Origin of the sequence: Breoghania sp. (assembly GCF_030066895.1) — a bacterium.
Lineage (GTDB): Bacteria > Pseudomonadota > Alphaproteobacteria > Rhizobiales > Stappiaceae > Breoghania.
Genome location: NZ_JASJAV010000026.1, coordinates 1 through 22,960, shown reverse-complemented (window position 1 = coordinate 22,960; position 22,960 = coordinate 1). Strand labels below are relative to the sequence as shown.

The 22,960-nt window shown below is 63.0% G+C and carries 19 protein-coding genes and 6 pseudogenes; 11 read left to right on the top strand and 14 right to left on the bottom strand.

Annotation, left to right across the window (positions count from 1 at the left end; all coding sequences use genetic code 11):
* Positions 1 to 54 precede the first annotated feature (54 nt).
* From QNJ43_RS21070 to QNJ43_RS21060, 3 genes are all read left to right on the top strand, one after another.
* Entirely contained in the window at positions 55 to 729 is a 675-nt protein-coding gene (locus QNJ43_RS21070) for a methyl-accepting chemotaxis protein (RefSeq protein ID WP_300472774.1), read from the top strand.
* Between the two features lie 376 nt (positions 730 to 1,105).
* The gene (locus tag QNJ43_RS21065; RefSeq protein WP_300472771.1) at positions 1,106 to 1,684 is read left to right on the top strand and encodes a zinc metalloprotease HtpX; all 579 of its coding nucleotides are present in this window, start codon (positions 1,106 to 1,108) and stop codon (positions 1,682 to 1,684) included.
* Positions 1,674 to 1,892 (top strand): hypothetical protein, encoded by a 219-nt coding sequence (locus QNJ43_RS21060; RefSeq protein ID WP_300472768.1) that lies wholly within the window; start codon positions 1,674 to 1,676, stop codon positions 1,890 to 1,892. The genes QNJ43_RS21065 and QNJ43_RS21060 overlap by 11 nt, the downstream gene beginning before the upstream one ends.
* A gap of 22 nt (positions 1,893 to 1,914) precedes the next feature.
* Here QNJ43_RS21060 and pheT read toward each other — a convergent pair whose 3' ends face one another.
* Genes pheT through QNJ43_RS21045 form a run of 3 tightly spaced genes read right to left on the bottom strand, consistent with a single transcriptional unit; the run spans position 1,915 to position 5,665 of the window.
* Positions 1,915 to 4,338 carry a phenylalanine--tRNA ligase subunit beta gene (gene pheT / locus QNJ43_RS21055; RefSeq protein WP_300472766.1) on the bottom strand — a complete coding sequence of 808 codons (2,424 nt, stop codon included), beginning with the start codon at positions 4,336 to 4,338 and terminating at the stop codon, positions 1,915 to 1,917.
* A gap of 59 nt (positions 4,339 to 4,397) precedes the next feature.
* On the bottom strand, positions 4,398 to 5,480 hold the full coding sequence (pheS, locus tag QNJ43_RS21050; protein ID WP_300472764.1) for a phenylalanine--tRNA ligase subunit alpha: 1,083 nt from the start codon (positions 5,478 to 5,480) through the stop codon (positions 4,398 to 4,400).
* A 2-nt stretch (positions 5,481 to 5,482) separates the two neighbouring features.
* Complete coding sequence (locus tag QNJ43_RS21045; RefSeq protein WP_300472762.1) at positions 5,483 to 5,665, bottom strand: hypothetical protein; 183 nt, start codon at positions 5,663 to 5,665, stop codon at positions 5,483 to 5,485.
* Positions 5,666 to 6,021: 356 nt separating this feature from the next.
* On the opposite strand from QNJ43_RS21045, the gene QNJ43_RS21040 reads away from it, so the two are divergent.
* On the top strand, positions 6,022 to 6,732 hold the full coding sequence (locus QNJ43_RS21040) for a methyltransferase (protein ID WP_300472760.1): 711 nt from the start codon (positions 6,022 to 6,024) through the stop codon (positions 6,730 to 6,732).
* Between the two features lie 128 nt (positions 6,733 to 6,860).
* On the opposite strand, the gene QNJ43_RS27580 is transcribed toward QNJ43_RS21040, so the two are convergent.
* The 3 genes and pseudogenes from QNJ43_RS27580 to QNJ43_RS21030 form a co-directional block, all read right to left on the bottom strand.
* A complete protein-coding gene (locus QNJ43_RS27580) occupies positions 6,861 to 7,433 on the bottom strand; it encodes an NAD-binding protein (protein WP_346433081.1) in 573 nt (190 codons plus the stop codon).
* Positions 7,375 to 7,650: pseudogene (locus QNJ43_RS27575) on the bottom strand (NAD(P)-binding domain-containing protein); the annotation flags it as partial. The gene QNJ43_RS27580 and the pseudogene QNJ43_RS27575, both read right to left, overlap by 59 nt.
* Positions 7,651 to 7,845: 195 nt before the next feature.
* The gene (locus QNJ43_RS21030; protein ID WP_300472757.1) at positions 7,846 to 8,907 is read right to left on the bottom strand and encodes an aromatic ring-hydroxylating dioxygenase subunit alpha; all 1,062 of its coding nucleotides are present in this window, start codon (positions 8,905 to 8,907) and stop codon (positions 7,846 to 7,848) included.
* 213 nt (positions 8,908 to 9,120) lie between these two features.
* Here QNJ43_RS21030 and QNJ43_RS21025 point away from each other — a divergent pair.
* Positions 9,121 to 9,742 (top strand): annotated as a pseudogene (locus QNJ43_RS21025) (glutathione S-transferase N-terminal domain-containing protein).
* A gap of 28 nt (positions 9,743 to 9,770) precedes the next feature.
* On the opposite strand, the pseudogene QNJ43_RS21020 reads toward QNJ43_RS21025, so the two are convergent.
* The 5 genes and pseudogenes from QNJ43_RS21020 to QNJ43_RS21000 all read right to left on the bottom strand — a co-directional run bounded on the left by QNJ43_RS21020 (position 9,771) and on the right by QNJ43_RS21000 (position 13,814).
* Positions 9,771 to 10,760 (bottom strand): annotated as a pseudogene (locus QNJ43_RS21020) (LLM class flavin-dependent oxidoreductase).
* Between the two features lie 171 nt (positions 10,761 to 10,931).
* Entirely contained in the window at positions 10,932 to 11,288 is a 357-nt protein-coding gene (gene rplT, locus QNJ43_RS21015) for a 50S ribosomal protein L20 (RefSeq protein WP_300472755.1), read from the bottom strand.
* 36 nt (positions 11,289 to 11,324) lie between these two features.
* Positions 11,325 to 11,528, bottom strand: a complete 204-nt coding sequence (gene rpmI / locus QNJ43_RS21010) for a 50S ribosomal protein L35 (protein WP_300472752.1) — start codon at positions 11,526 to 11,528, stop codon at positions 11,325 to 11,327.
* A gap of 331 nt (positions 11,529 to 11,859) precedes the next feature.
* On the bottom strand, positions 11,860 to 12,396 hold the full coding sequence (gene infC, locus QNJ43_RS21005; RefSeq protein WP_300472801.1) for a translation initiation factor IF-3: 537 nt from the start codon (positions 12,394 to 12,396) through the stop codon (positions 11,860 to 11,862).
* Between the two features lie 272 nt (positions 12,397 to 12,668).
* Positions 12,669 to 13,814, bottom strand: a complete 1,146-nt coding sequence (locus QNJ43_RS21000) for a glycosyltransferase family 4 protein (RefSeq protein WP_300472749.1) — start codon at positions 13,812 to 13,814, stop codon at positions 12,669 to 12,671.
* A gap of 72 nt (positions 13,815 to 13,886) precedes the next feature.
* Between QNJ43_RS21000 and QNJ43_RS20995 the strand changes: the two genes are divergently transcribed.
* The 6 genes and pseudogenes from QNJ43_RS20995 (at position 13,887) to QNJ43_RS20970 (ending at position 19,701) form a co-directional block, all read left to right on the top strand.
* Positions 13,887 to 14,678 carry an alpha/beta hydrolase gene (locus QNJ43_RS20995; RefSeq protein ID WP_300472746.1) on the top strand — a complete coding sequence of 264 codons (792 nt, stop codon included), beginning with the start codon at positions 13,887 to 13,889 and terminating at the stop codon, positions 14,676 to 14,678.
* 285 nt (positions 14,679 to 14,963) lie between these two features.
* Positions 14,964 to 15,762, top strand: a pseudogene (locus QNJ43_RS20990) (penicillin-insensitive murein endopeptidase).
* Between the two features lie 314 nt (positions 15,763 to 16,076).
* On the top strand, positions 16,077 to 17,882 hold the full coding sequence (lepA, locus tag QNJ43_RS20985) for a translation elongation factor 4 (RefSeq protein ID WP_300472744.1): 1,806 nt from the start codon (positions 16,077 to 16,079) through the stop codon (positions 17,880 to 17,882).
* Positions 17,883 to 18,011: 129 nt separating this feature from the next.
* Positions 18,012 to 18,620, top strand: a complete 609-nt coding sequence (locus tag QNJ43_RS20980) for a peroxiredoxin (RefSeq protein ID WP_300472741.1) — start codon at positions 18,012 to 18,014, stop codon at positions 18,618 to 18,620.
* Positions 18,621 to 18,868: 248 nt separating this feature from the next.
* On the top strand, positions 18,869 to 19,297 hold the full coding sequence (locus tag QNJ43_RS20975) for an MBL fold metallo-hydrolase (protein ID WP_300472739.1): 429 nt from the start codon (positions 18,869 to 18,871) through the stop codon (positions 19,295 to 19,297).
* Complete coding sequence (locus QNJ43_RS20970; RefSeq protein ID WP_300472736.1) at positions 19,291 to 19,701, top strand: MBL fold metallo-hydrolase; 411 nt, start codon at positions 19,291 to 19,293, stop codon at positions 19,699 to 19,701. Before QNJ43_RS20975 ends, QNJ43_RS20970 begins: the two co-directional genes overlap by 7 nt.
* 294 nt (positions 19,702 to 19,995) lie before the next feature.
* Here the strand turns inward: QNJ43_RS20970 and QNJ43_RS20965 are convergent, their stop codons facing one another.
* The 3 genes and pseudogenes from QNJ43_RS20965 to QNJ43_RS20955 all read right to left on the bottom strand — a co-directional run bounded on the left by QNJ43_RS20965 (position 19,996) and on the right by QNJ43_RS20955 (position 22,651).
* The gene (locus tag QNJ43_RS20965; RefSeq protein WP_300472734.1) at positions 19,996 to 20,859 is read right to left on the bottom strand and encodes an SDR family oxidoreductase; all 864 of its coding nucleotides are present in this window, start codon (positions 20,857 to 20,859) and stop codon (positions 19,996 to 19,998) included.
* 3 nt (positions 20,860 to 20,862) lie between these two features.
* Positions 20,863 to 21,713 (bottom strand): annotated as a pseudogene (locus tag QNJ43_RS20960) (RNA methyltransferase).
* Positions 21,710 to 22,651 (bottom strand): annotated as a pseudogene (locus tag QNJ43_RS20955) (class I SAM-dependent methyltransferase). Before QNJ43_RS20955 ends, QNJ43_RS20960 begins: the two co-directional pseudogenes overlap by 4 nt.
* Between the last annotated feature and the right edge of the window lie 309 nt (positions 22,652 to 22,960).

Below are 22,960 nucleotides of genomic sequence, written 5' to 3'. Positions count from 1 at the left end.
CGGAGAGATAAGATAAGCGAACGCCTTGCTGCGATTGCGGTTGCGACACAGATCATGAGCGGCGCGGCGCAGACCCTGTCCGGGGTCGCCGACAACACCTCGCAGCGCGTGGACGAGATGGTCTCGGTCTCCGGCCAGGCATCGTCCAACGTGCAGACGGTGGCCAGCGCGGCGGAGGAGCTGTCGGCGTCAATCGGTGAGATCCGCAGGCAGATCAAGCGCACCACCGGCGTCGTCACCAAGGCGACGGACGGCGCGCGCGCATCCAACGAAAAGGTGGAAGGCCTTGCGGCTGCCTCCAGCAAGATCGGCGAGGTCATCGGCTTGATCCAGGCGATCGCGGAACAGACCAACCTGCTGGCGCTGAATGCTACCATCGAGGCGACGCGGGCGGGCGAGGCCGGTAAGGGCTTCGCGGTCGTGGCCGCTGAAGTGAAGGATCTCGCGACCCAGACCTCCAAGGCGACGGAGGAGATCAGCGCCCAGATTTCCGCAATCCAGGAATCGACGGTGGATGCGGTCAAGACGATCGGCGCGATCAGCGAAACCATGGAAGAGGTCAACAGCTACACGGCTGCCATTTCCGCTTCGATGGACGAGCAGGGGGCTGCAACGGGTGAAATCTCCGCCAATGTCGCTCAGGCTGCCGAGGGGACGCGCCATGTGGCCGATACGATCTCAGCCTTCAAAACGATGCCGGTGCCACCACTTGTTCGGCCGCCGACGTGAAGGACGCGGCATAGGAGGTGGCCAGTCAGACCGCCGCGCTCAATGAGGCGGTCGATGCCTTCCTGAAGGACGTGGCCACCTGATCTTGTTGCAAGGGTATGAAACCGAACGGAGAGGCTCGGCGTTTCACGCCGGGCCTCTCCTGCTTTCCGGCCCCCTGATGGGGGAGGCCATCGGCCAGATCTCGCCCGCAGACGGGATGCAAGTTCACGTTCGCGCCCTATATGATGACAATGACAGAACCTCTTCGTCTCAGTCCGGCCGTTCGTCGTCGGCACAAGCTCCTCAACATGGTCCATACCTGGCTGCTCGCAGGCGGCAGCCTCGCATTGCTCGCGCTTTGCGCCTGGGCTCTGGCGGGGTTGGAAGGGGTGGTGTGGATCAGATCGGCGGGGCGATCTCGCTGTTCTTCGCCTCCAACGTCTCGCCGCAGATCGTTCTGAAACTCTACCGCGCGCGACGGCTTCCCGAGCACATTCTGCTCAAAGGTCACGCGATCATCCGCGAATTGTCGGCGCGGGCTGATCTGCCTTCGGTCCCGGAACTCTATTTCGTGCCGAGCCGCATGCTCAACGCCTTCACCGTGGGCGGACGCGACGACGCAGTCATATGCGTTACCGGCGGTCTGTTGCGTGAGCTCTCTTTACGCGAATTCGCGGGCGTCATGGCGCTGGCCGATGTCGTCTCACGCCTGACCGGTTCGATGTCGCTGATCGATCTGATGATCCTGCTGTTCAATCTGCCGATCTTCATGATGAACGGAGCCGGGGTGTCGTGGTTGGGCATCCTGTTGCTGCTGGCGGTGCCCACCATCGGTGGCCTGATGCAGCTCGCCCTGTCGCGCACGCGCGAATACGACGCCGATCTGGATGCGGTTTCGCTCTCCGGCGATCCGGCGGGGCTCGCGTCCGCTCTTGCCAAGCTTGAGAAGGTGCGGGACGTCTTTGGGAAGTGATGGCCTTGCGGGCGGCCCGCGCATTCCCGAGCCCTCGCAGCTGCGCACCCATCCAACGATGGAAGAGCGCATACGCCGGATCATGGAGCTGGCACCGGCGGCCGGTGCTCCGCGTTATCCGGAAGATCGGCCGAAGGTCGGCCGGTCGCTGGTTCCCTCAGTGGGGAAGCCGCGCAGATGGGTGCGCAGCCTCGGCCATTGGTATTGAGGAGCCGGAATGCCGAGAGGGATCAACCACGCAGCGTGCCGCCCGTGGCCTTTTCCACGCCCGCAATGATCTGGGCGGCGACCGCCTCGATATCCTCTTCGGTGAGCGTCTTCTGCACCGGCTGGAGCGTGACGTCGATGGCGATCGACTTCTTGCCCTCAGCGACGCCCGTGCCGCGATAGACGTCGAAGACGTTGACGTCCTTTACCAGCGCCTTGTCGGCCGAGCGGGCTGCGCGCACGAGCTTGTCGGCGTCCACGTCGTCATCCACCACGAAGGTGAAATCGCGCCGGACCGGCGTCAGACCGGAAATCGCGAGAGCGCCCTTGCTGTGGCTGGTCTTGCCCTTGTGCTTGGGCTCGGGTACTGCATCGAGATGGACCTCGAAGGCCACGATCGGCCCTTCCACGTCGAGCTGCTTCAGCACCTTGGGATGCATCTCGCCGAAGGAGGCCAGCACGTTATTCGGGCCAAGCCGAAGGGTGCCGGAGCGGCCCGGATGATACCAGTCGGGCGCCTCGGCGAAGACCTGAAGGTTGCCGGTAGGGGCCCCGATCGCTTCAAGCGCGGCGATCGCGTCGGCCTTGGCGTCATAGACGGAGACGCTCGGCGCGGAGCCGGACCAGTGCCGTCCCGCACCGGTCATCACCGCGGTGCCCCGGCGCACGCCGGTTGCCACCGTCTTCTGGTCCTCGGGACGATCGCCGTGAAAGACCTGCCCAACCTCGAACAGGGCCACGTCGCCGTTGCCGCGATCGGCATTGCGCTGGGCTGCGGTCAGAAGACCGGGGATCAGGCTCGGCCGCATGTCCGACATGTCGGTGGAGATCGGGTTGGCGAGTTCGATCTCGGGCTGGCCGCCACCGAAGGTCTTGGCCTGTTCCTGCGGGATGAACGACCAGGTGACCGCCTCGTTCATGCCGCGTGCGGCCAGCATGCGCCGCGCCTTGTTGCGCTGCACCTGTCCGACGGTCAGAACCTGGCGGCCGACGGTATCGAGCCGCGGCAGCGCGGTCGTCGGCACCTTGTCGACGCCAACGATGCGCATGACCTCTTCCACCAGATCGGCCTTGCCTTCCACATCCGGATGCCAGCTCGGCACCGCAACCTTCCACTGGCTGCCCGTGCCCGAAACCCAGAAGCCGAGCCGCGTCAGCACGACCTTAATCTCTGCCGCGGAGACTTCCAGACCGGAGAGCCGCTTCACCTCGGAGAGCGGGAATTCGACGATGTGATTGTGATCGGGAACTTCGCCGGCGATCGTCATCTTGCTGGCGGTTCCGCCGCACATGTCGACCACGAGGCGGGTGGCTTCCTCAAGCCCCTGGATCATGAAGGCCGGATCGACGCCGCGCTCGAACCGGAAGCGGGCATCGGAGTTGAGCCCTAGCTTGCGGCCCGTCTGGGCGATGTTGATCGGCTCCCACAGGGCCGACTCGATCAGCACGTCCGTGGTCTCTTCCGAGCAGTCCGACAGTTCGCCGCCCATCACGCCGGCAATCGATTCAAGCCCGTTGTCGTCGGAGATGACGCACATGGTCTGATCGACAGCGTATTCTTTACCGTCGAGAGCGAGGATCTTCTCGCCCGCCCGGCCACGCCGCACGACGAGATCGCCCGTGACCTTGGCCGCATCGAACACATGCAGCGGACGGCCGCGGTCGTAGGTCATGTAGTTGGTGATATCGACCAGCGCGTTGATCGGACGAAGCCCGATGGCGATGAGGCGCTGCTGCATCCATTTCGGGCTCGCCACGTTCTTCACGCCGGTGACGAGCCGCAGCCCGAAGGCCGGGCACAGCGAGGGCGTGTCGCCGAAAGCGAGCTGGACGGAAACTGGGCAATCGCCGACGCCGTGAATCTGCTCGCGGCGCGGCTCGATCAACTTGCCCATGCCCGTCGCCGCCAGATCGCGGGCGACGCCGTGGACACCCAGGCAGTCGGAGCGGTTCGGCGTGATCGCGATGTCGATGACCGGATCGTCGAGCCCCGCCCATTCGGCGTAGTTCGCGCCGACCGGCGCATACTCGGGCAGGTCGATGATGCCGGAATGCTCGTCGGAGAGCTCAAGCTCGCGCTCCGAGCACATCATGCCGAAGCTCTCCACGTCGCGGATCTTGCCGACGGACAGCGTTACGTCGATGCCGGGCACGTAGTCGCCGGGTCGTGCCAGCACGCCGACGAGACCGGCGCGTGCATTCGGTGCGCCGCACACGATCTTCAGCGGATCGCCGGAGCCCGCATCGACGGTGAGGACCTGCAACCGGTCCGCATTGGGGTGGGGTTTGGCGTCGAGCACCTTCGCGATGTGGAACGGCGCCAGCTTCTTGGACGGGTCGATGATCTCCTCGACCTCAAGGCCGATCATCGTCAGCGTCTCGACGATCTCGTCGAGCGTGGCATCCGTCTCCAGGTGGTCCTTGAGCCAGGAAAGGGTGAATTTCATTGGATCGCTCTATTGGCGCAAAAAATGGCGCAAAAAAGGATCGTCAACGGGCTGCCCCGTCACGCGCTCAAACCCCCGAACAGAGTCGGCAGGTCGAGCGGGCGGAAGCCGTAGTGCTTGATCCACTTGAGATCGGCGTCGAAGAAGGCGCGCAGGTCCGGCATGCCGTATTTCAGCATGGCGATACGGTCGATGCCCATGCCCCAGGCAAAGCCCTGGTAGACGTCCGGATCGAGACCGCAATTCCGCAGAACGTTGGGATGCACCATGCCGCAGCCCAGGATCTCCAGCCAGTCGTCGCCCTCGCCGATGCGGATCTCGTCGCCGGCGAACTCGCACCCGATATCAACCTCCATCGACGGTTCGGTGAAGGGGAAGAAGGACGGGCGGAAGCGCATCTTGATGTCGTCGACTTCGAAGAACGATTTGCAGAATTCCTGCAGCACCCACTTCAGGTGGCCGATATGGCTGCCCTTGTCGATGACGAGCCCTTCCACTTGATGGAACATCGGAGTGTGGGTCTGGTCCGAATCGCAGCGATAGGTGCGCCCGGGAATGATCACCCGCAGCGGCGGCTCTCCGTTGCGCATGGTGTGGATCTGCACCGTGGAGGTGTGCGTGCGCAAGAGCAGCCGATCGCCGTCTTCCTTCTCGGGAAAGAAGAACGTGTCGTGCATCTCGCGAGCGGGATGGCCCTCGGGAAAGTTGAGCGCGGTGAAGTTATGCTCGTTCGTCTCGATGTCCGGCCCTTCGGCGATGGAAAAGCCCATATCGGCGAAGATCGCGGTCAGTTCATCGACGACGTGAGAGACGGGATGAATGCGCCCTTCGGTCGCCGGGCCGGGCCGAACCGGGAGGGTGACGTCGACGCGCTCGCCCGCCAGCCGCGTCTCGAGTGTGGCGTCTTCCAGCGCTTCCTTGCGCGCGGCGATCGCGTCGCCGATCCGCGCCTTGAGGCCGTTCAGCGCCGGGCCCATGGTTTGACGCTCTTCCGGGCTCACCTTGCCCAGCGTCTTCATTTGTTCCGAAACGACGCCTTTCTTGCCGAGCGCGCGGATGCGCACGGCTTCCAGCGCCGCCTCGTCCCCGGCCGCTTCGATAGCGGCCGTCAGTTCGGATTCCAGAGATTTCAGGTCAGACATGGTCACTCGATATTTTCGCGCCGCGCGAGGTCGCGCGGGCTGCGGCGGAATGTCGACGGATCTTGTAGCAGAAACGCCGGGACAATCCACAGGATGCCGGCCACAAGGCGTGTTGCCAAATGGCGCGGTTCGTAAGGAGAGGAATTGCGGTGACCGGTCGGCAGACCTCGCACCGCGTCCGGCATCGGTCAGTCGGCGCGGCTAAATCAGCCGCAGGCGGGACTCTGGTGAGCAGGCAGGAACGGACTGCGCACGCCCGCGAAGCCCGCGGTTCCGCGTGTCTTGGTTCCGACTTCGCACTGTCCAGTTTCGAAATTCATCACGACGCCTCTTGGCAAAGCCCAGCGATCATACCCGGTGCCGGGCCGAGCGCAAGGACTATCGAATGCCGTAACGGCGCCCTGTATTGGTGTCCGACCGATCGATAAAGAACCTGAAGAAAAAGTGACGTCGGAGATATCGATCAAAGCTATCGCTGCGCGTTGGCGCTGATATTCTGGTCTTGTTTCAAATCAAACTGTTTCATCGCTGGGAGGTATTCATGTCGGAATATGTGCTGCTCCATGACGATCCGATCGAGGAAGGGCGTCTGGCCATGCTGTCGGCGTTGCTCGACCCCTATATGTGTTTTCGCCTTGATTTGCTGGGAGTGGACGCGGGTTGGAGCTACCTGGAAGTCGGAGCGGGTAACGGATCAATCTCGCGCTGGCTGGCCGGGCGCGTGGGGACGTCCGGCCGTGTGGTGTGCACGGATCTGGAGACGAGCTTCATCGACCGGTTGGCCAGCGAGGGGATTTCGGTGCGCCAGCTCGACATCGTCCTCGATCCGATTCTCCAGCCCGTGAACGGCGAGGGCTTCGATCTGATCGTGGCGCGCAACGTGCTGCACCATCTGCCCGAGCACAACGATGTCATCGAGCGCCTGGCCGCGGCCCTGAAACCCGGCGGACTACTGGTGACCATGGAGCCGGACACCGCAACCCTGTGGTCCACCACAAGCCCGGAATGGCTCGCCTACTGGCAGGCATTCTGCGCCTGGAGCGAAAGTCGCGACATCGACTACAAGCTCGGCTGCTCGCTTGCGCTGCGCCTGTCGCGGGTCGGGCTCGATCGGGTGGAGAGTTTCAGCGAGACGTCGATGCTGCAGGGCGGGCGCGATACCCCGACCCCCGTCGTCACCGGCTTTTACCGCGATACGGCGATCGCCATCGGACCGAGGATGATCGCCGACGGGTTCCTGTCGCCGAGCTAGCTCGATGCGTTTCTCAAGCTGCTCGACCGCTCGAACTCCCGCACGACCGACTACGATTTCACCATCGCCTGGGGGCGACGTCCCGCAACCTCATGATCGCGGCAGCGGCGGTCAGCACAGACCGCCTCTCACCCGTCGCTGGATGCGGTCTTCAGCGCCGCATCCTCTATGGCCAGCTGGGAAAAGGCCGACCAGTCAAGCTCGTGCCCGCCATTTGCCATCAGCCGCAGGAACCGATCGCGCAGGAGACTGGCAATCGGGAGCGGTACTTCGAGTTTCTCTGCCGCCGCAAGAGCCAGCCGAATATCCTTCTCGCCGAGAGGGGCGACAAAGCCTGCAGGCTCGAATTTCTGCTCTGCGACGAGGGTGCCGTAGGTCTTGTAGACCGGGGCTCCGAACAGGGTGGAGGTTAGGATTTCGAGATACTTGTTTGGATCGATCCTGTCCTTGCTCACAAGCGCCACCGCCTCGCCGAGGCTTTCGATCACCGTCGCGATTAGGAAGTTGCCACTGAGCTTGACCAGGTTGGCGGCATGGGGCGTCTCGGAGACCCGGAAGGTCTGTCGTTCGATCGCCTCGAAGACGGGGGAGGGTCGTGTCGAGCGCCGCCTCGGAACCGGCTGCGACCACCGACAGATTGCCTTCGGCCGCAATATCCGGGCGTCCGAAGACCGGCGCGGAGACGAAGGCCTGTCCGGCATCCGCATGAGCCTTGGCCAGCGTATCGGCGAGGTCGACGCTGATCGTGCTCGATGAAATGTGGATCGCCGATTTGGGCAGCAGCGCGGCCAGAATGCCGTCCTCGCCGAAAACGACATCGCGAACGGCTTCGTCATTGGCCAGCATCGTGACCACGACTTCCCCGCCGCAAGCAAGCGCCGGGGTCTTCGCGACGGTCGCGCCGATCTTTGCAAGCGGAGCCGTTTTCTCCGCCGTCCGGTTGTAGACGGTGACCTTGTGCCCCGCCTGACAAAGTTTTCCGCCATGCCCGCGCCCATCCGGCCCAGGCCGATAACGTCGATATCCATGCGTGGCTCCTGCACTAACTCATTAAATCCATAAGGTATTTATGTTTGCAGGAGAAGAAGGATAAGGGGAACGAGAGCCGGGCCGTCAGCTCATCCAGCGCAGGGTTTTTGCCTTGACGGGGTTCTCGAAGGCGCGGCCGGCCTCTGCCGAGGCGGTCCATTCGCGCTTGAGCTGCATCCACCAGCGGCCCTGTGTGTCCGCGTCGTTGATCAGCATCAGCTTGGGATTGTAGACGAGCCCTTCGCGCTGCTGGATGACGACGCGGCGATCCTGGCCGAGGAAGACGTTCATCAGATGCCGGAAGAGCGGTTTCAGCGGCGCGATCCAGCCCATGCTGGCCCAGAAGATCTGCCGGACTTCCGTGTGATCCTCATCGATCGGCGTGATCGTGGTCAGCCCCAGCACCTGATGCTTGTCGCCCTCGATATGCTCGATCCTGAGGCCCGGCAGCCGGTAGGAAATTTCCGTCGTCACGTTGTCGCCCAGCAGATAGCGGTAGGCGATGTTCTGCGTCGGGATCTTGTGGCGCACCATCGCCCAGCCCAGTTCCGAAGGCGCGAATTCCTTCACCTTCGAACGAAGCTTGGTCCCGTTCTTCTTGAACCACCACGAGGTGTGCACGAAGGCGGCGTGGGTCGGATCCATCAGGCCCAGCGCCGCGTGATCGACCGAGCAGTCGAACGGCTGCGTGATGGCGAGCTTCGGCGGATCGTTAGGTCCGAAACCCGGCAACATCGGCGGTTCCGGCTGGCGGCCTTCCTCCGGCGTCTCTCTCTTTTCGGGGAAATAGATCCAGATCAGCCCCTGACGTTCGATGCAGGCAAAGGCGCCGCAGGTGATCCGGGAAAGATCGATGGTCTGGTATTCGTGGGTGGAGGGGATCTCGGTGCAGGTGCCTTCGGTGTCGAACCGCCATCCGTGATAGCAGCACTGCACGGTCTCGCCGTCGAAGCGGCCGTAGGACAACGGGATGCCGCGATGGGGGCAGATGTCGCGCAGCGCGAAGACCCGGCCCTCGGCGTCACGGCCGATCAGAACCGGCTCGCCCAACAGTTTCCTGGTGATCATCTTGCCCGGAGCGACGTCGGACCCAACCGTCGCCACGTACCACAATCTGCGCAAGAGCTCCGCCTTGAGATTGTCCATCTGTCCGCCCCTTGACCTAACGCGAGCCTGCTAGAGGTGTAACGGTTTGTCCGCATCCCCTCAAGATCACATTTGGCTTCTCGGTCGCAGTGCGAAAAACGGCGGCGTGATGATCCACCCCGGTTGTTTTCTCTGGTTTTTGAGCGAAATCTCCGCCTTGATAGCGTGTCAGATTGTTCAAACGGTCTTTTCGCTCCAATCCGGGAGATGCTCGTGATCCTTATCGGCCAGTTCGATTCCCCTTACGTGCGGCGTGTCGCCATTGCCATGCGGCTTTACGGTCTCGGTTTCGAACATCGCCCGTGGTCGGTTTTCGGCGATAAGGACAAGCTGACCTCGGTCAATCCGTTGTGCCGCGTGCCCACGCTTGTGCTCAATGACGGGGAAGTGCTGGTCGAGAGCTTCGCCATTCTGGATGCGCTCGACGAGATGGCGGGCCGGTCCCGGGCCCTGATCGCCGAATGCGGCGTCAAGCGTCGCCAGGCGCTGAAGATCGCGGCCCTCGGCACGGGGCTTGCGGACAAGGCCGTGGCGCTTGTTTACGAAGGCGTGCTGCACGAGGAGACGTCGCAAGACTGGATCGATCGTTGCGGCGGCCAGATCACCCGCGTGCTGGCGGCTCTGGAAAAGGATCGCGCGACGCGGGCCGTGGTGGTTCGGGCCCAGCATCGGCCATGCGGATATCGCGATCGCCTGCACTCTGCGCTTCCTCAGAGAAGCCCATCCACATCTCTTCGATGCGGAGTGCTATCCGGCCCTTGCCGCCCACGGGGATGTCTGCGAGGCCTTGCCGGAATTCATCGAGATTTCGCAGTCCTTCGTGCCGCCCAATTGAGGCCGGGCGGCACGAAGGGCGCGTCTCGTCAGGCCGCCGCTTCTTTCCCTATCCGCTTTCTGACATCGGCCAGGATCTCATAGGATTTCAGCCGTGCCGCATGGTCGTAGATGCCCGAGGAGACAATGAACTCGTCGGCCTGAACGGTGCTGCGAACTCGGAAAGCTGACGTTTCAGCGTGTCGTGGCTGCCGATAAAGGTACAGCGCAGCATCTCCTGCACGCGCGCCTTTTCTATCGGCGTCCAGTCGGTCTCGATATCGTCGATGGGCAGTTGGGTCAGGCCGCGATCGCCGCGCAGCATGCCGGTGAAACGCATTTGCAGGGAGGTGGCGAGCCGTTTTGCTTCTCTCTCCGTATCGGCGGCAAAGACGTTGACCCCGACCATGGCGTAAGGCGCATCGATTATTCCGGAGGGCTGGAACTCGGCCCGGTAGACCGCCAGCGCCTGTTCCATCGCCTGCGGCGCGAAGTGGGAGGCGAAGGCGTAGTGGAGCCCCAGCATGGCGGCGAGCTTTGCGCCGAATAGGCTGGAGCCGAGGATCCACAAGGGAACGTTGGTGCCGGCTCCCGGCACGGCGCACACGAGCTGGTTTTCTCCGGCCGGGGCCAAACAATGCCTGAAGTTCCAGCACGCCGCGGGGAAAGGTATCGCCGCTGTCGGGCGTGCGCCTGAGGGCGCGCAAGGTCGTCTGGTCGGTGCCGGGCGCGGGCCCGAGCCCCAGATCGATGCGGCCCGGAAACAGTGTTTCCAGCGTACCGAACTGTTCCGCGATCACCAGCGGTGAATGGTTGGGCAGCATGATCCCACCAGCCCCCACCCGGATCGTCGATGTGCCGGCCGCGATATGGCCGATGACGACGGAAGTCGCCGTACTGGCAATGCCGACCATGTTGTGATGCTCGGCGAGCCAGAAGAGCTCGTAGCCGAGCTTTTCGACGTGTCGCGCCCGATCGAGCGCCTCGCGCGGACCTTCGCCTTCGCCGACAAAAGCGAGATCGAGGACGGAAAGTTTCATGGGAGAACCTTCCGAGGGATCAAACACGGGTTTCATGCGAAAATAGGAAGGCGCCCGCGAAGGTTCACCCGCAGGGCGGCTTTCGCGTCATCCGAGCGAGGTCCGCGCGCAAACAAAAAGGGCGCGCCCGGCGGGCACGCCCTTTTCGAAAATGATCGGAATTGTCTCGCCTTATGCGAGGGTCGACTGCGCCTTGTCCACCAGGGCCTTGAAAGCTTCCGGCTGATGGATGGCGAGATCGGACAAAACCTTGCGGTCGATTTCCACGCCGGCCTTGTTCAGGCCGTCGATGAAGCGGCCATAGGTCAGGCCGTGCTCGCGGGCGGCAGCATTGATGCGCTGGATCCACAGCGAGCGGAAATTCCGCTTGCGGACCTTACGGTCGCGATAGGCGTACTGGCCCGCCTTCTCCACCGCCTGCTTGGCAATGCGGATGGTGTTCTTGCGGCGGCCATAGTAGCCCTTGGCGGCCTTGATGACTTTCTTGTGGCGGGCATGGGCGGTAACGCCCCGTTTGACGCGTGCCATTGGCTGATCTCCTGGTCGTCTCTTGGACCACTACCCTCAGAGGTAGGGCATGTACTTCTTGACGATCTTCGCGTCCTGGTCGGCGAGGACCATGGTGCCGCGTGCGTTGCGGATGAACTTCTTCGTCCGCTTGATCATGCCGTGCCGCTTGCCAGCAGCCGCCACCTTGATGCGGCCGGAGGCCGTCACCTTGAAGCGCTTCTTGGCGCCTGCTTTCGTCTTCATCTTGATCTTGGGCATTTTGCGTCCTTTCCTTGGCGCGGCTTGAAGTGACCCCGGTGAAGAGGTCGGCCAAGCCACTGATCTTTGGATGCATTCATGAGCCACCGCGGCATGCCCTATTCAGCCGGGTCGCTCGGAGCCGGCCGGTTATAGGGGGGAAGGGACGCGGAATGCAAGCGCAGGGATTCCACGTTTGCGGAGTCTTTCAGACGAAAATCCCCGCTAGGAGCGGGTGCTCCCCAAGCCCCATCAAAAAGGCTCGGCGCGAGGTCGGGCCCCATCCCCAACAAAAATGCCCGGCGCGTGGCCGGGCATTGAAACCTTTTGGACGGGCTGAACCCCTGTCGCCTTAACGCGGCGCCAGGACCATGATCATCTGGCGGCCTTCGACCTTGGGCTCGAATTCCACCTTGGCGATCTCGGCCGTCTCTTCCTTGACCTTCTGCATCAGCTTGTAGCCAAGGTCCTGGTGCGTCATTTCGCGGCCGCGGAAGCGCAAGGTGACCTTTACCTTGTCACCGCCGTCAAAGAAACGCAGCATGCTCTTCATCTTCACCTCATAATCATGGGTGTCGATGTTCGGACGCATCTTCACTTCCTTGAGCTCGACGGTCTTCTGCTTCTTGCGGGCCTCGGCGGCCTTCTTCTGCGCCTGGTACTTGTAACGTCCGTAGTCGAGAATCTTGCAGACCGGGGGATTAGCGCTCGGTTGAATCTCCACGAGGTCGAGCCCGGCATCCCCGGCTATGTGCCTGGCCTCTTCCACCGGGATGACACCCCGGTTGTTGCCTTCGTGATCGATCAAATGGACTTCGCGTACGCGAATGTCTTCGTTAATGCGCGGCCCCTCCTTTTGGGGTGGCGGTGCGCGGAATGGACGGCGAATGGTCGGTAACTCCTCTGTAATTGCCGATCGTTGTTCTTAAGAGATGCAAACCCAGCCAAGCCCTTCAGAAACAGTCGCTAAGGACGTTTCATACAACTCTACCCCGCCCGGTATGCGCACGAGCAGGGGAATAGGATCAGCGCGCTTGCGTTGCAATGGCCAGAGTTGCGCGAAAGTGCGGAAAAGTCAACCAATCCCCTGAAAGTCGATGGGGAGGACCATGCTCTTTTGTCCGCATCCATATGGGGCGTCGGTCCCGAATTTCCAATGGGTTAGCGAAGAAGACGGCTATAGACGTCCAGCGTCTGTCCGCACATGGCTTCAAGCGAGAACCGGGCGGCATTGGCGCGAGCCCGCGCACTCAGGGCGTTCAGAGCCTGCGGGGCGAGCGTCAGGGCCTCGGTGAGCGTCGCACTCAGCGCGTGTGCATCGCCGGCCGGAATGCGCCAGCCGGTGCGCTCCTCGGTCGCAACCCGGGGAGGGGCCAGCACCGTCTCGGGAACCGCGCCGAGATCAGAAACGATGACGGGGCGCCCCGCGGCCTGCGCCTCCACCGCCGCCCGGCCGAAGGCTTCCGGTTCCACGGAGGAGACGGCAACCACGTCGGCCGCATTCATGGCGGCCGGGACGTCCGCGCAATGGCCGACGAGGCGGATGCGTCCGTTCAGCCTGTGCCGCGCGATACTGGCCTCAAGCTCCGCGACATAATCCTCGCGCCCCTGCGCATCCCCGACAAGGATCAGCACGATGTCTTCGCGCAAGGCGGGATCGAGCCCGGCGAAGGCGTCGATGGTCACGCCCTGGCCCTTCCAGTGGGTGAGGCGGGCGAGCTGCAGAACCACTCGGGTCTTGTCGTCAACGCCCCAGGTCGCGCGCATGGCGGCAACGCGCTCCGGCGGGACGTTCGCGATCGCCTCGATATCGCTGCCGCGGTGAATGACCGTGACGCGCTCGCCGGAAACGCCGTACCGGTCGCGGATGAGCCCAGCGGTATAGTGGGAATTGGCGATCACCGCATCGCCGCGCGCCATCACCGAATTGTAGAAGCCCTTCAGAGCGTTTTTCTGCCCGTAGGCGCCGTGATAGGTGGTCACGAAAGGAACGTCGATCTTGCGTGCGGCATAAAGCGCCGACCATGCGGGAGCCCGGCTTCGCGCATGGAGAATGGAGACTTCTTCCCGGCGCACGATCTCCGCCAGCCGCCCGGCATTGGCGGCCATCACGAACGGGTTCTTGGAGGCGAGCGGCATGGCGATGTGTTCGCCGCCGACTTGCGCCAGCTCCGCTTCCAGCCGTCCGCCCGCGCTTGCCACCAGCGCGCGCCATCCGCGTGCCTTGCAGGCCTGCGCCATATCGACCGCGGTGCGTTCTACGCCGCCGGTTTCCAATTCGGGTACGACCTGCAGGATCGTCGTCACGGGGTTTTCTTCTCCTGTCGCCTGTGCCACACCTCGAATCCGAGGCGAGGCATTTGACGGGGAACCTATTAGATGAGTGAGCGTGATCCGCAATTCCTTTCCGTGGGCGAGGGCTCCAGTCAGCGGCAGATTGCCGTGCGGCACGTGCCCGGCAAGGCGCCCGGCGTGATCTGGCTGTCGGGCTTCAAGTCCGATATGCTGGGCTCCAAGGCCGTGGAAGTGGCCTGTGTTGCGCGCGAGGCCGGCCATGCCGTCACACGGTTCGATTATTCCGGCCACGGCGAGTCGGGTGGCGCCTTCGTCGACGGCACCATCTCGCGCTGGCTGGAGGAGACGCAAGCCGTCTTCGATACGTTCTGCACCCAGCCGACCGTGATCATCGGTTCTTCGATGGGCGGCTGGATCGCATTGCTGCTGGCGTTGTCGCGAAAGCAAACCGGCAATGTCGCGGGCCTGATCCTGGTTGCCCCGGCCCCCGATTTTACCGAGGAACTCCTGTGGAAGGAATTCCCCGAGGACGTGAAGCACCAGATCGAGACGACGGGGCGCTACGAACGGCCATCCGAATATGCCGACGAGCCGTATTTTTATACCCGCGAACTGATCGAGGACGGGCGCAAGAACCTGGTGCTCGGCGGATCCGTCGATCCGGGCTGCCCGGTGCGTATCTTTCAGGGCATGCAGGATACGGACGTGCCGTGGCAGCATGCGCTGGAACTGGTTTCGCGCCTGCCGCTCAGCGACGTCACGCTGACGTTGATCCGCGACGGTGACCACCGGCTTTCGCGTCCGCAGGATATCGAGGGACGCCTGCTGCCCGCGCTGGGCGATTTCGGGATCGGATCCATAAGCAGCGGTGGCTGATCAGACCGGGCGCATGGGCTGGAATGAGCGCTGAAGGTGAGGCTCGGGCAAGGACACAATGTTCTCATGATTGCTGTCCTCAATGCCGCGAACGAATCGTCGGGCTGCGATTTCGGCTGTGCGCGGCCGACTGAGGCCGGTTTTGAAGAAGGGGAGCGAGGGGTGATACGCCCTCCCGCATTGCCGTCAGCTACCGTCTGCATCGGGAGCGCGCTCGCCCTCGCCCTTGCGATCAGTCTCTCTCCGGTTGCTGCGGAAAACCTGCCGCCGCCGCCCAAGCCCTGCATGGCTCCCGTTTCGACAGAAGTGTGTGCCGTGCCGCAGGTCAAGGTGGTGCCGCCTGCGCCCGCGCCGCTCAAGCTGCGCATGGATGCGCCCGCGCGCGACTACTTCGGCAAGATGACGCGACCGGCGGCCATGAGACCGCAGGCCATCGGCTCCTATGCCAAGGGCTGTCAGGCCGGTGCGGTGGCCTTGCCTCCCAACGGGCGGGGCTTTCAGGTCATGCGGCTGTCGCGCAACCGCTTCTGGGGGCAGCCCGAGCTGATCGACTATCTCGAGGATCTCGGTCGCGATGCGCCGAAACTCGGTTGGCGCGGACTGATGGTCGGCGACATGGCGCAGCCGCGCGGCGGGCCGATGACCTCCGGCCATGCCAGCCATCAGATCGGGCTCAATGCTGATATCTGGCTGAAGCAGATGCCGGATCACATCATGAGCGCATCGGAGCGCGAGAATGTTTCCGCCGTCTCCATGTTGCGCGGGCGTCTTGATGTGAAGGGCGCGGATCGCTCCGTCGATCCGAAGAAATTCACCGCCGCCCACGCCCGTCTCATCCGTCGTGCGGCCCTGGTGGGGGCACCACTATCATTTCCATGTCAGGCTGAAGTGTCCGGCAGGCGATAGCGCCTGCAAGAACCAGGCGACCCCGCCTCCGGGCGACGGTTGCGGCAAGTCGCTTGCCTGGTGGATGTCGGACGAGCCGTGGGTGCCGAAACCCGATGCCAAGCCGCACAAGCCGAAGCCGCCCATGGCGCTTGCGGCATTGCCGAACGCGTGCGTCGCGGTTCTAGAGGCGCGCTGAGACTGTCGTGTCCTTTTTTTCGGATCTTGAACGACGCATTCGGCGCATTACGTCAGTCGTGTCGTCAACAACCGAAAGGAGGTGAGCCCATGTCGATTAAGACCCTGAATGTGGCCCTGATGTCTGGGCGGAAGGTGTCGGTGCAAGAGCAGCCTCCGGCAACGTACGGTTTCGCCGGGATTTGATCCGGACACGAGGTCACATCGATCTCACGGAGGGCCGCCATGTGCGGCCCTCTTTGTTTTTGTGCCTGCAGCGCCAAAGGATGCCAATTCCGCTTTGCGGCTTTCGCGGGTGATGCTATCTCAGCGTCCATGACGACGCAGAAACTCGACCACATCCGCAATTTCTCCATCGTTGCCCACATCGACCACGGCAAGTCGACGCTGGCGGACCGGCTTATCCAGTCGACCGGCACGGTGTTGGAGCGTGAGATGAAGGAGCAGGTGCTCGACTCGATGGATATCGAGCGCGAGCGCGGCATCACGATCAAGGCGCAGACCGTCCGGCTGATCTACAACGCCAATGACGGCAAGCAGTATTTCCTGAATCTGATCGACACTCCGGGCCACGTGGATTTCGCATACGAGGTCTCGCGCTCGCTGGCGGCCTGCGAGGGCTCGCTTCTCGTCGTCGATGCGAGCCAGGGCGTCGAGGCCCAGACGCTCGCCAACGTCTACCAGGCGCTCGACAACGATCACGAGATCGTCCCCGTCCTCAACAAGATCGATCTGCCCGCGGCCGAACCGGAGCGCATCAAGCAGCAGATCGAGAACGTGATCGGGCTGGATGCTTCCGATGCGGTTATGGTTTCCGCCAAGACCGGTCTCGGCATCGAGGACGTGCTGGAAGCCATCGTCCATCGTCTGCCGGCCCCCGACGGGGATCCGGGCGCGACCTTGAAGACCATGCTGGTCGATAGCTGGTACGACGCCTATCTCGGCGTGATGGTGCTGGTGCGCGTCATCGACGGCAAGCTGAAGAAGGGCCAGCGCATCCGCATGATGAGATCCGGCGCCGTCTACGACGTTGACCGCGTCGGCGTCATGACCCCGAAGCTGCTGGTCAAGGACGAGTTACTGGCCGGCGAGATCGGCGTCTTCACCGCCTCCATCAAGGAAGTGGCCGATACCCGCGTCGGCGATACGATCACCGACGATTGCAAGCCGTGCAAGCACGCTCTGCCGGGCTTCAAGCCCGCGCAGCCGGTGGTCTTCTGCGGCTTATTCCCGGTCGATGCCGCCGATTTCGAGGATCTGCGCTCCGCCATGGGCAAGCTGCGCCTCAATGATGCCAGCTTCTCCTACGAGATGGAGACCTCGGCAGCGCTCGGCTTCGGTTTCCGCTGTGGCTTCCTCGGGCTTCTGCATCTGGAAATCATCCAGGAGCGGCTGGAGCGCGAGTTCGATCTCGACCTCATCGCCACCGCCCCGTCCGTCGTCTACGAGATCAGCCTGACCGACGGCACCGAGATCGAGCTGCATAACCCGGCCGACATGCCGGACGTGGTTAAGATCGCGGAAATCCGCGAGCCGTGGATCCGCGCCACCATCATGACGCCGGACGAATATCTGGGCGGCATCCTCAAGTTGTGCCAGGAGCGTCGCGGCCTGCAGATCGACCTGTCCTATGTCGGCAGCCGTGCCATGGTCGTCTACGACCTGCCGCTCAACGAGGTGGTGTTCGATTTCTACGATCGGCTGAAATCCATCTCCAAGGGCTATGCCTCCTTCGACTATCACCTCTCCGACTACCGCGCCGGAGATCTGGTGAAGATGTCGATCCTGGTGAACGAGGAGCCGGTGGATGCGCTCTCCGTGCTGGTTCACCGCTCGCAGTCCGAGCGACGCGGTCGCGCCATGTGCGAGAAGCTGAAGGAACTGATCCCTCGGCACATGTTCAAGATCCCCATTCAGGCGGCCATCGGTGCGAAGGTTATCGCGCGCGAGACGCTTTCGGCCTTGCGCAAGGACGTGACCGCGAAGTGCTACGGCGGTGACGCCACCCGCAAGCGCAAGCTCCTCGACAAACAGAAAGAGGGCAAGAAGCGCATGCGTCAGTTCGGCAAGGTGGAAATCCCGCAGGAAGCCTTCATCCAGGCGCTGAAAATGGACGACTGATACCGTTCTGAAGGAGCGGCCGGTTTCAAAAGGTCGGATCGCAACCGTCTACCGACGGTGTGCGATCCGACCTTTTGTTTTGCACTGCCGTTAAGTTATATTCCGACTGTTCAAAATAAGGGGGTTTTCATGTCCGCGCTTCTTCTCGGCGACATTGCCTCCGACTTCGAGGTCGAGATCACCGACGGTCATTGGGCGATCCTGTTCTCCCATCCTGCGGATTTCACGCCCGTCTGCACCACCGAACTCGGCATGACTGCCAAGCTCAAGGACGAGTTCGAGAAGCGCGAAGTGAAGGTCTTCGGCCTGTCGGTTGATCCGATCGAGGATCACCGCGCCTGGATCGGCGACATCGAGGAGACACAGGGCGTGGCGCTGAACTTCCCGCTCATCGCCGATCCCTCCAAGGAGGTCGCCACCGCCTATGGCATGATCTATCCGAACGTCGACAATACCGCCACGGTGCGCTCGCTTTTCGTCATTGGCCCGGACAAGAAGATCAAGCTGAAGATCGAATATCCGGCCTCCACCGGGCGCAACTTCAATGAGGTTCTGCGCGTGGTGGATTCGCTGCAACTCACTGCACAGCACAAGGTCGCGACCCCAGCCAACTGGGCGCACGGCAAAGACGTGATCATCGTGCCGACTGTGTCGGACGAGGACGCGAAAAAGGCCTTCCCGGACGGCTTCCGGACCCTGAAGCCCTACCTGCGCATGGTCGCCCAGCCGGCCGGGTGAGGTCCGCGACCTCACGAAACACAACTCTTTCCATCGTCATTGCCCGGCTTCGTCTGGGCAATCCACCGGGTCGCGTCATATGCGGAGAGCGCTGGATCCCCCGGACGAAGCCGGGGGATGACGGTGGAGGGATCGAGGCATCTAACCGCACCGGCTTTTCTCTCCCCCTGTTTCATGATGAATTGTGCCGGGCTGCTGCCATTGCGGCTTGTGCGCTGCCGTAACGTCGCTACCCTTTCCCCGTTCGGGTGAGGGAGCAACGCCGTGTCGACGCCGCGCTTTGCCAAACGTGGCCTGCTGAGCTCAAGGTTCCGTCTTGCAACGGGCCTGTCGGTGTTTGCTCTCGCCCTCCTCGGCGCCCTGATTTCCTCACAGCCAGCCCGTGCCGCAGGGCCTTTCGCCGTGTCTCCGTCGAACGGCGCCTGTCGCCGCACGAAGTCGGCATCACATTCGTCGGCCATTCCACCTTCCTAATCGAGAGCGCAGCAGGTGTCACCATCGCCACGGACTACAACGGCTATGCGGGCGGTATCGTGCCGCGCGTGGTGACCATGAACCACGCCCATTCCAGCCACTACACGGAATTGCTCGATTCGGCGATCGAGCAATTCCGTGTAGTGGCTGGGATACGGGCGAGGGACCGGCGGACTATCATCTGCAGGTCGAGGACGTGTTGATCCGCAATGTCACCACCGACATCCGCTCCGGGGTCGCAACGATGGAGGCGGACGGCAATTCGATCTTCATTTTCGAGGTGGCGGGCCTGTGCATCGGTCATATCGGGCATCTGCACCATCGTCTCTCCGATGAACACTACGCCCGGATCGGGAGGATCGACGTGCTGATGGTGCCCGTCGACGGCAGCTACACGATGAGCAGCGAGGGCATGCTGGAAGTGGTGCGCCGCCTGCGTTCCTCGATCATCCTGCCGATGCACTATTTCGGTCAGATCAGCTTCAACAGGTTCCTGAGACGGATGGGTGAGGACATTCCGGTGGAGATGAACGCCGGTCCCTCGGTGGTCTTGTCGCTGAATGCATTGCCGGAGCGGCCGAAGGTGCTGGTTCTGCCGGGGTATTGAATGAGGGAGTGAGGAACGAGGCGCAAGAAAATGAGCGCTTCAGATTTACCTCAGGCTCCTTTCAGTCCGGTCGAAAACGGGCACGTTTTGCCCCGAAGTGTCATCCCCGCGCAGGCGGGGATCCAGTATCCCGTGAGGCAAGTTATTCAATTCAAAGAGGGGTTGGTGGTTACTGGTTCCCCGCCTGCGCGGGGATGACAACCGTACAAGGGCGAGTGACGCGTGGCTCACGCAGATATCGGGATGAGCACCCCGGAATGGGCCACGTGTCCCACTCTTCCCAAAACGCGCGTGCTACTTCCAGCCGTCCGCCAGCATGTGCTGGAGCGCATCGCGGTAGGTCGGGTGGCGGAAACGGTAGCCCAGTTCCTCCTTTACGCGGGCGTTCGAAGCTCGCTTGTTTTCCGCATAGAATGAGCGCGCCATCGGCGAGAGGTCGGCCGTCTCGAAATCGATATCCGGCGGGCAGGGCAGGCCGATGAGGTCGGCCGTGTATTCCACCACGTCCTGCGCCGGGCAGGGCTCGTCGTCGGTCACGTTGTAGATGCGGGTCGCAGGCGCCGTGGCAGCCGCCTCCAGCACCCCCGCAATGTCCTCCACGTGGATACGATTGAAGACCTGCCCCGGCTTGACGAGACGCCGTGCCGTGCCCTTTTCCAGATTGACGAAGGCGTTCTTGCCGGGACCGTAAATGCCGGAAAGCCGGAAGATACCGACCGGAATATCCGTCTCGCGCGCCAGATCCAGCCAGGCGTTTTCTGCGACGAGCCGTTGCTTGGAGCGCTCGGAGCGCGGCACCGTCTCCGTCTCCTCATCGATCCACGCCCCGTCGTGATCGCCGTAGACGCCGATGGTGGAGAGATAACCGATCCACTCGGGCCGGGCGGCGGCGATATCGGCGCGATGGTGCGCGAGAACCGGATCGCCCGCCTCGCCCGGTGCGATGGAGACGAGAACGTGCGCCGCCTTTGAGAGCGCCTCGGCAATGCCGTCGCCCGGAGCTTCGCCGTCAAACAGGAACGGCTCGATCCCGGCCGCACACAGGCTTTCCGCCTTTTCGCTCGAGCGCGTGGTGCCCCCGACCCAGTCAAGCCGGTCGCGCATCTTCTCGACGAAAGCGCGGGCGGAATAGCCGAGGCCGAAGACGAACAGGCGCATTGATCAGAGCTCCAATGTCTCGCGTTTGATTTCGAACAGCATGACGGCGGTCGCCACCGCAAGGTTGAGGCTGTCGGCCTTGCCCGCTTGCGGAATACGAACCAGTTGCGAACAGGCCTCGGCCATCTCGTCGGGCAGGCCGGATTGCTCCGTGCCCATCAACAACATAACCGGACCTTTATACTCAATTTTACGATAGTCGATTGTGCCCTTCAGGTGTGTTCTGATTAAGCTGCCGGTCCATTTGTCGCGCCATTTTAGGAAATCCGCGCGGCTCATGCGCACCGGCGGCACGTAGAAGATTGAGCCCATCGTCGCGCGCACCGCTTCCACAGCGAAGGGATCGGTCGTGTCGCCGATCAGCACCACGCCGCTGGCGCGATCGCATCCGCCGTACGCACGATCGTGCCGAGATTGCCGGGATCGCGCACCTGGTCGAGCCCGATCCACAAGGCGTCGGGCTTGGCCGCGATACTCTCCGGCTCCGCCCATTGCTGCTCGAAGACGCCGACCACCATCTGCGGGTTGTCGCGTCTGGTGATCGAGGTGAGAACGGCGCGCGAAACGTCGAGCACCAGCGCGCCGCGGGCCCGCGCTGTGGCGGCCGCCTTGGCCACCATCTCGTGGTCGCGGAGCTCGCCGCCGAACACGAGCGTGCGGATCGGCCATCCGGCTTCCATCGCGTCAGTGACGAGCTTCAGCCCCTCGGCGACGAACAACACCGCCTCCTTGCGTCGTTTGCGTTGGAAAACGAGGGCGCGGATGTCCTTGATGACCGGGTTGGAAACGCTGGTCACGGTTTTCACCTGGCCGGGGCGTTGGCTGTGGTGGCCGTCGGGTCTCTCAAAGCTCATTTGGCACTCCAGCGCGAAAAGAGCGAGGTGGAAAGCGCCCGTTCGGCGGGACCCGTCTCACGGATCACCAGTTCGCCGGATTCCACGGTGCCGGGAAGGTCGTGCATCACGTACATCATCAATTCGTGGTTGGAAAGGCAAAGAGGCGCGGATCGCATAGATCGACAGGATGATGAAGCTTGCATCTTTCGCCATCACCGCGCGCACAAGATCGAGCATGGCCGGAAGGTCGGTGAAGAGATCTCACACTTCGCCCTTCGGCCCGCGCCCGTATTTCGGCGGATCGAGAATGATGCCGTCATTAGGTGTTGCCGCGCCGTTCCTCGCGCGCGAGGAACTTCATCGCGTCGTCGCAGATCCAGCGGATCGGCAGATACTCCATGCCGGACAGCGCCTGGTTCTCCCGCGCCCAGCCGATCGCCTTCTTGGAGGCGTCCACATGGGTAACCTCCGCTCCCGCATGGGCGGCGAGCAGCGAGGCGAGACCCGTATAACCGAAAAGGTTCAGAACCTTCAGCGGCCGTCCGGCCTCTGCGGTCTCCCGTCCATTCCCAATGGGCGATCTGTTCGGGAAACACGCCCACATGGCGAAACGACATGAAGCGGCCGTTGAAGCGCGCTGCTTCAACCTGCATTTGCCAGGTCTCGGGCAACTCGCGCTTGAACCGCCAGCGGCCGGGGCTTTCTTCCTCCACATCGCCGGTAAACGTCGCATCCGTCCCCTCCCAACGGGAGACGGGAAGGCGGCGGGTGCCCATCGCCTGCGCCTCGGGACGGCGGATCGTGTAGGGGCCGTAGCGCTCCAGCTTTTCGCCGTCGCCCATGTCGAGAAGTTCGTAATCCTCCCAGCCGGTCGTTTCCAGCACCACGGGCCAGCGTCCGGTGACATGCTGGGCGCCCTTCGGCGCACGCGTATCGCGCGCCTTTGCGGGCCGTATCGCCGGCTTGGCGTCGGAACGGGATCGGGAAGGACGGGGCGGCTTGCGGGCCAAGGCATCCTCGTTCTCGTTTCGGAAAAACGAGCTTCGCTCCAGCTTAGGGCCGGTCCGGCCCGCGGTCAACCGTCGGCAAGAGGAACTTTTTTTGTTTTACGCAGCTTGTCAATGAAGTGTCGAGCCGACAAGCTATGATCCGTGATCCGTGATCCGTGATCCGTGATCCGTGATCCGTGATCCGTGATCCGTGATCCGTGATCCGTGATCCGTGATCCGTGATCCGTGATCCGTGATCCGTGATCCGTGATCCGT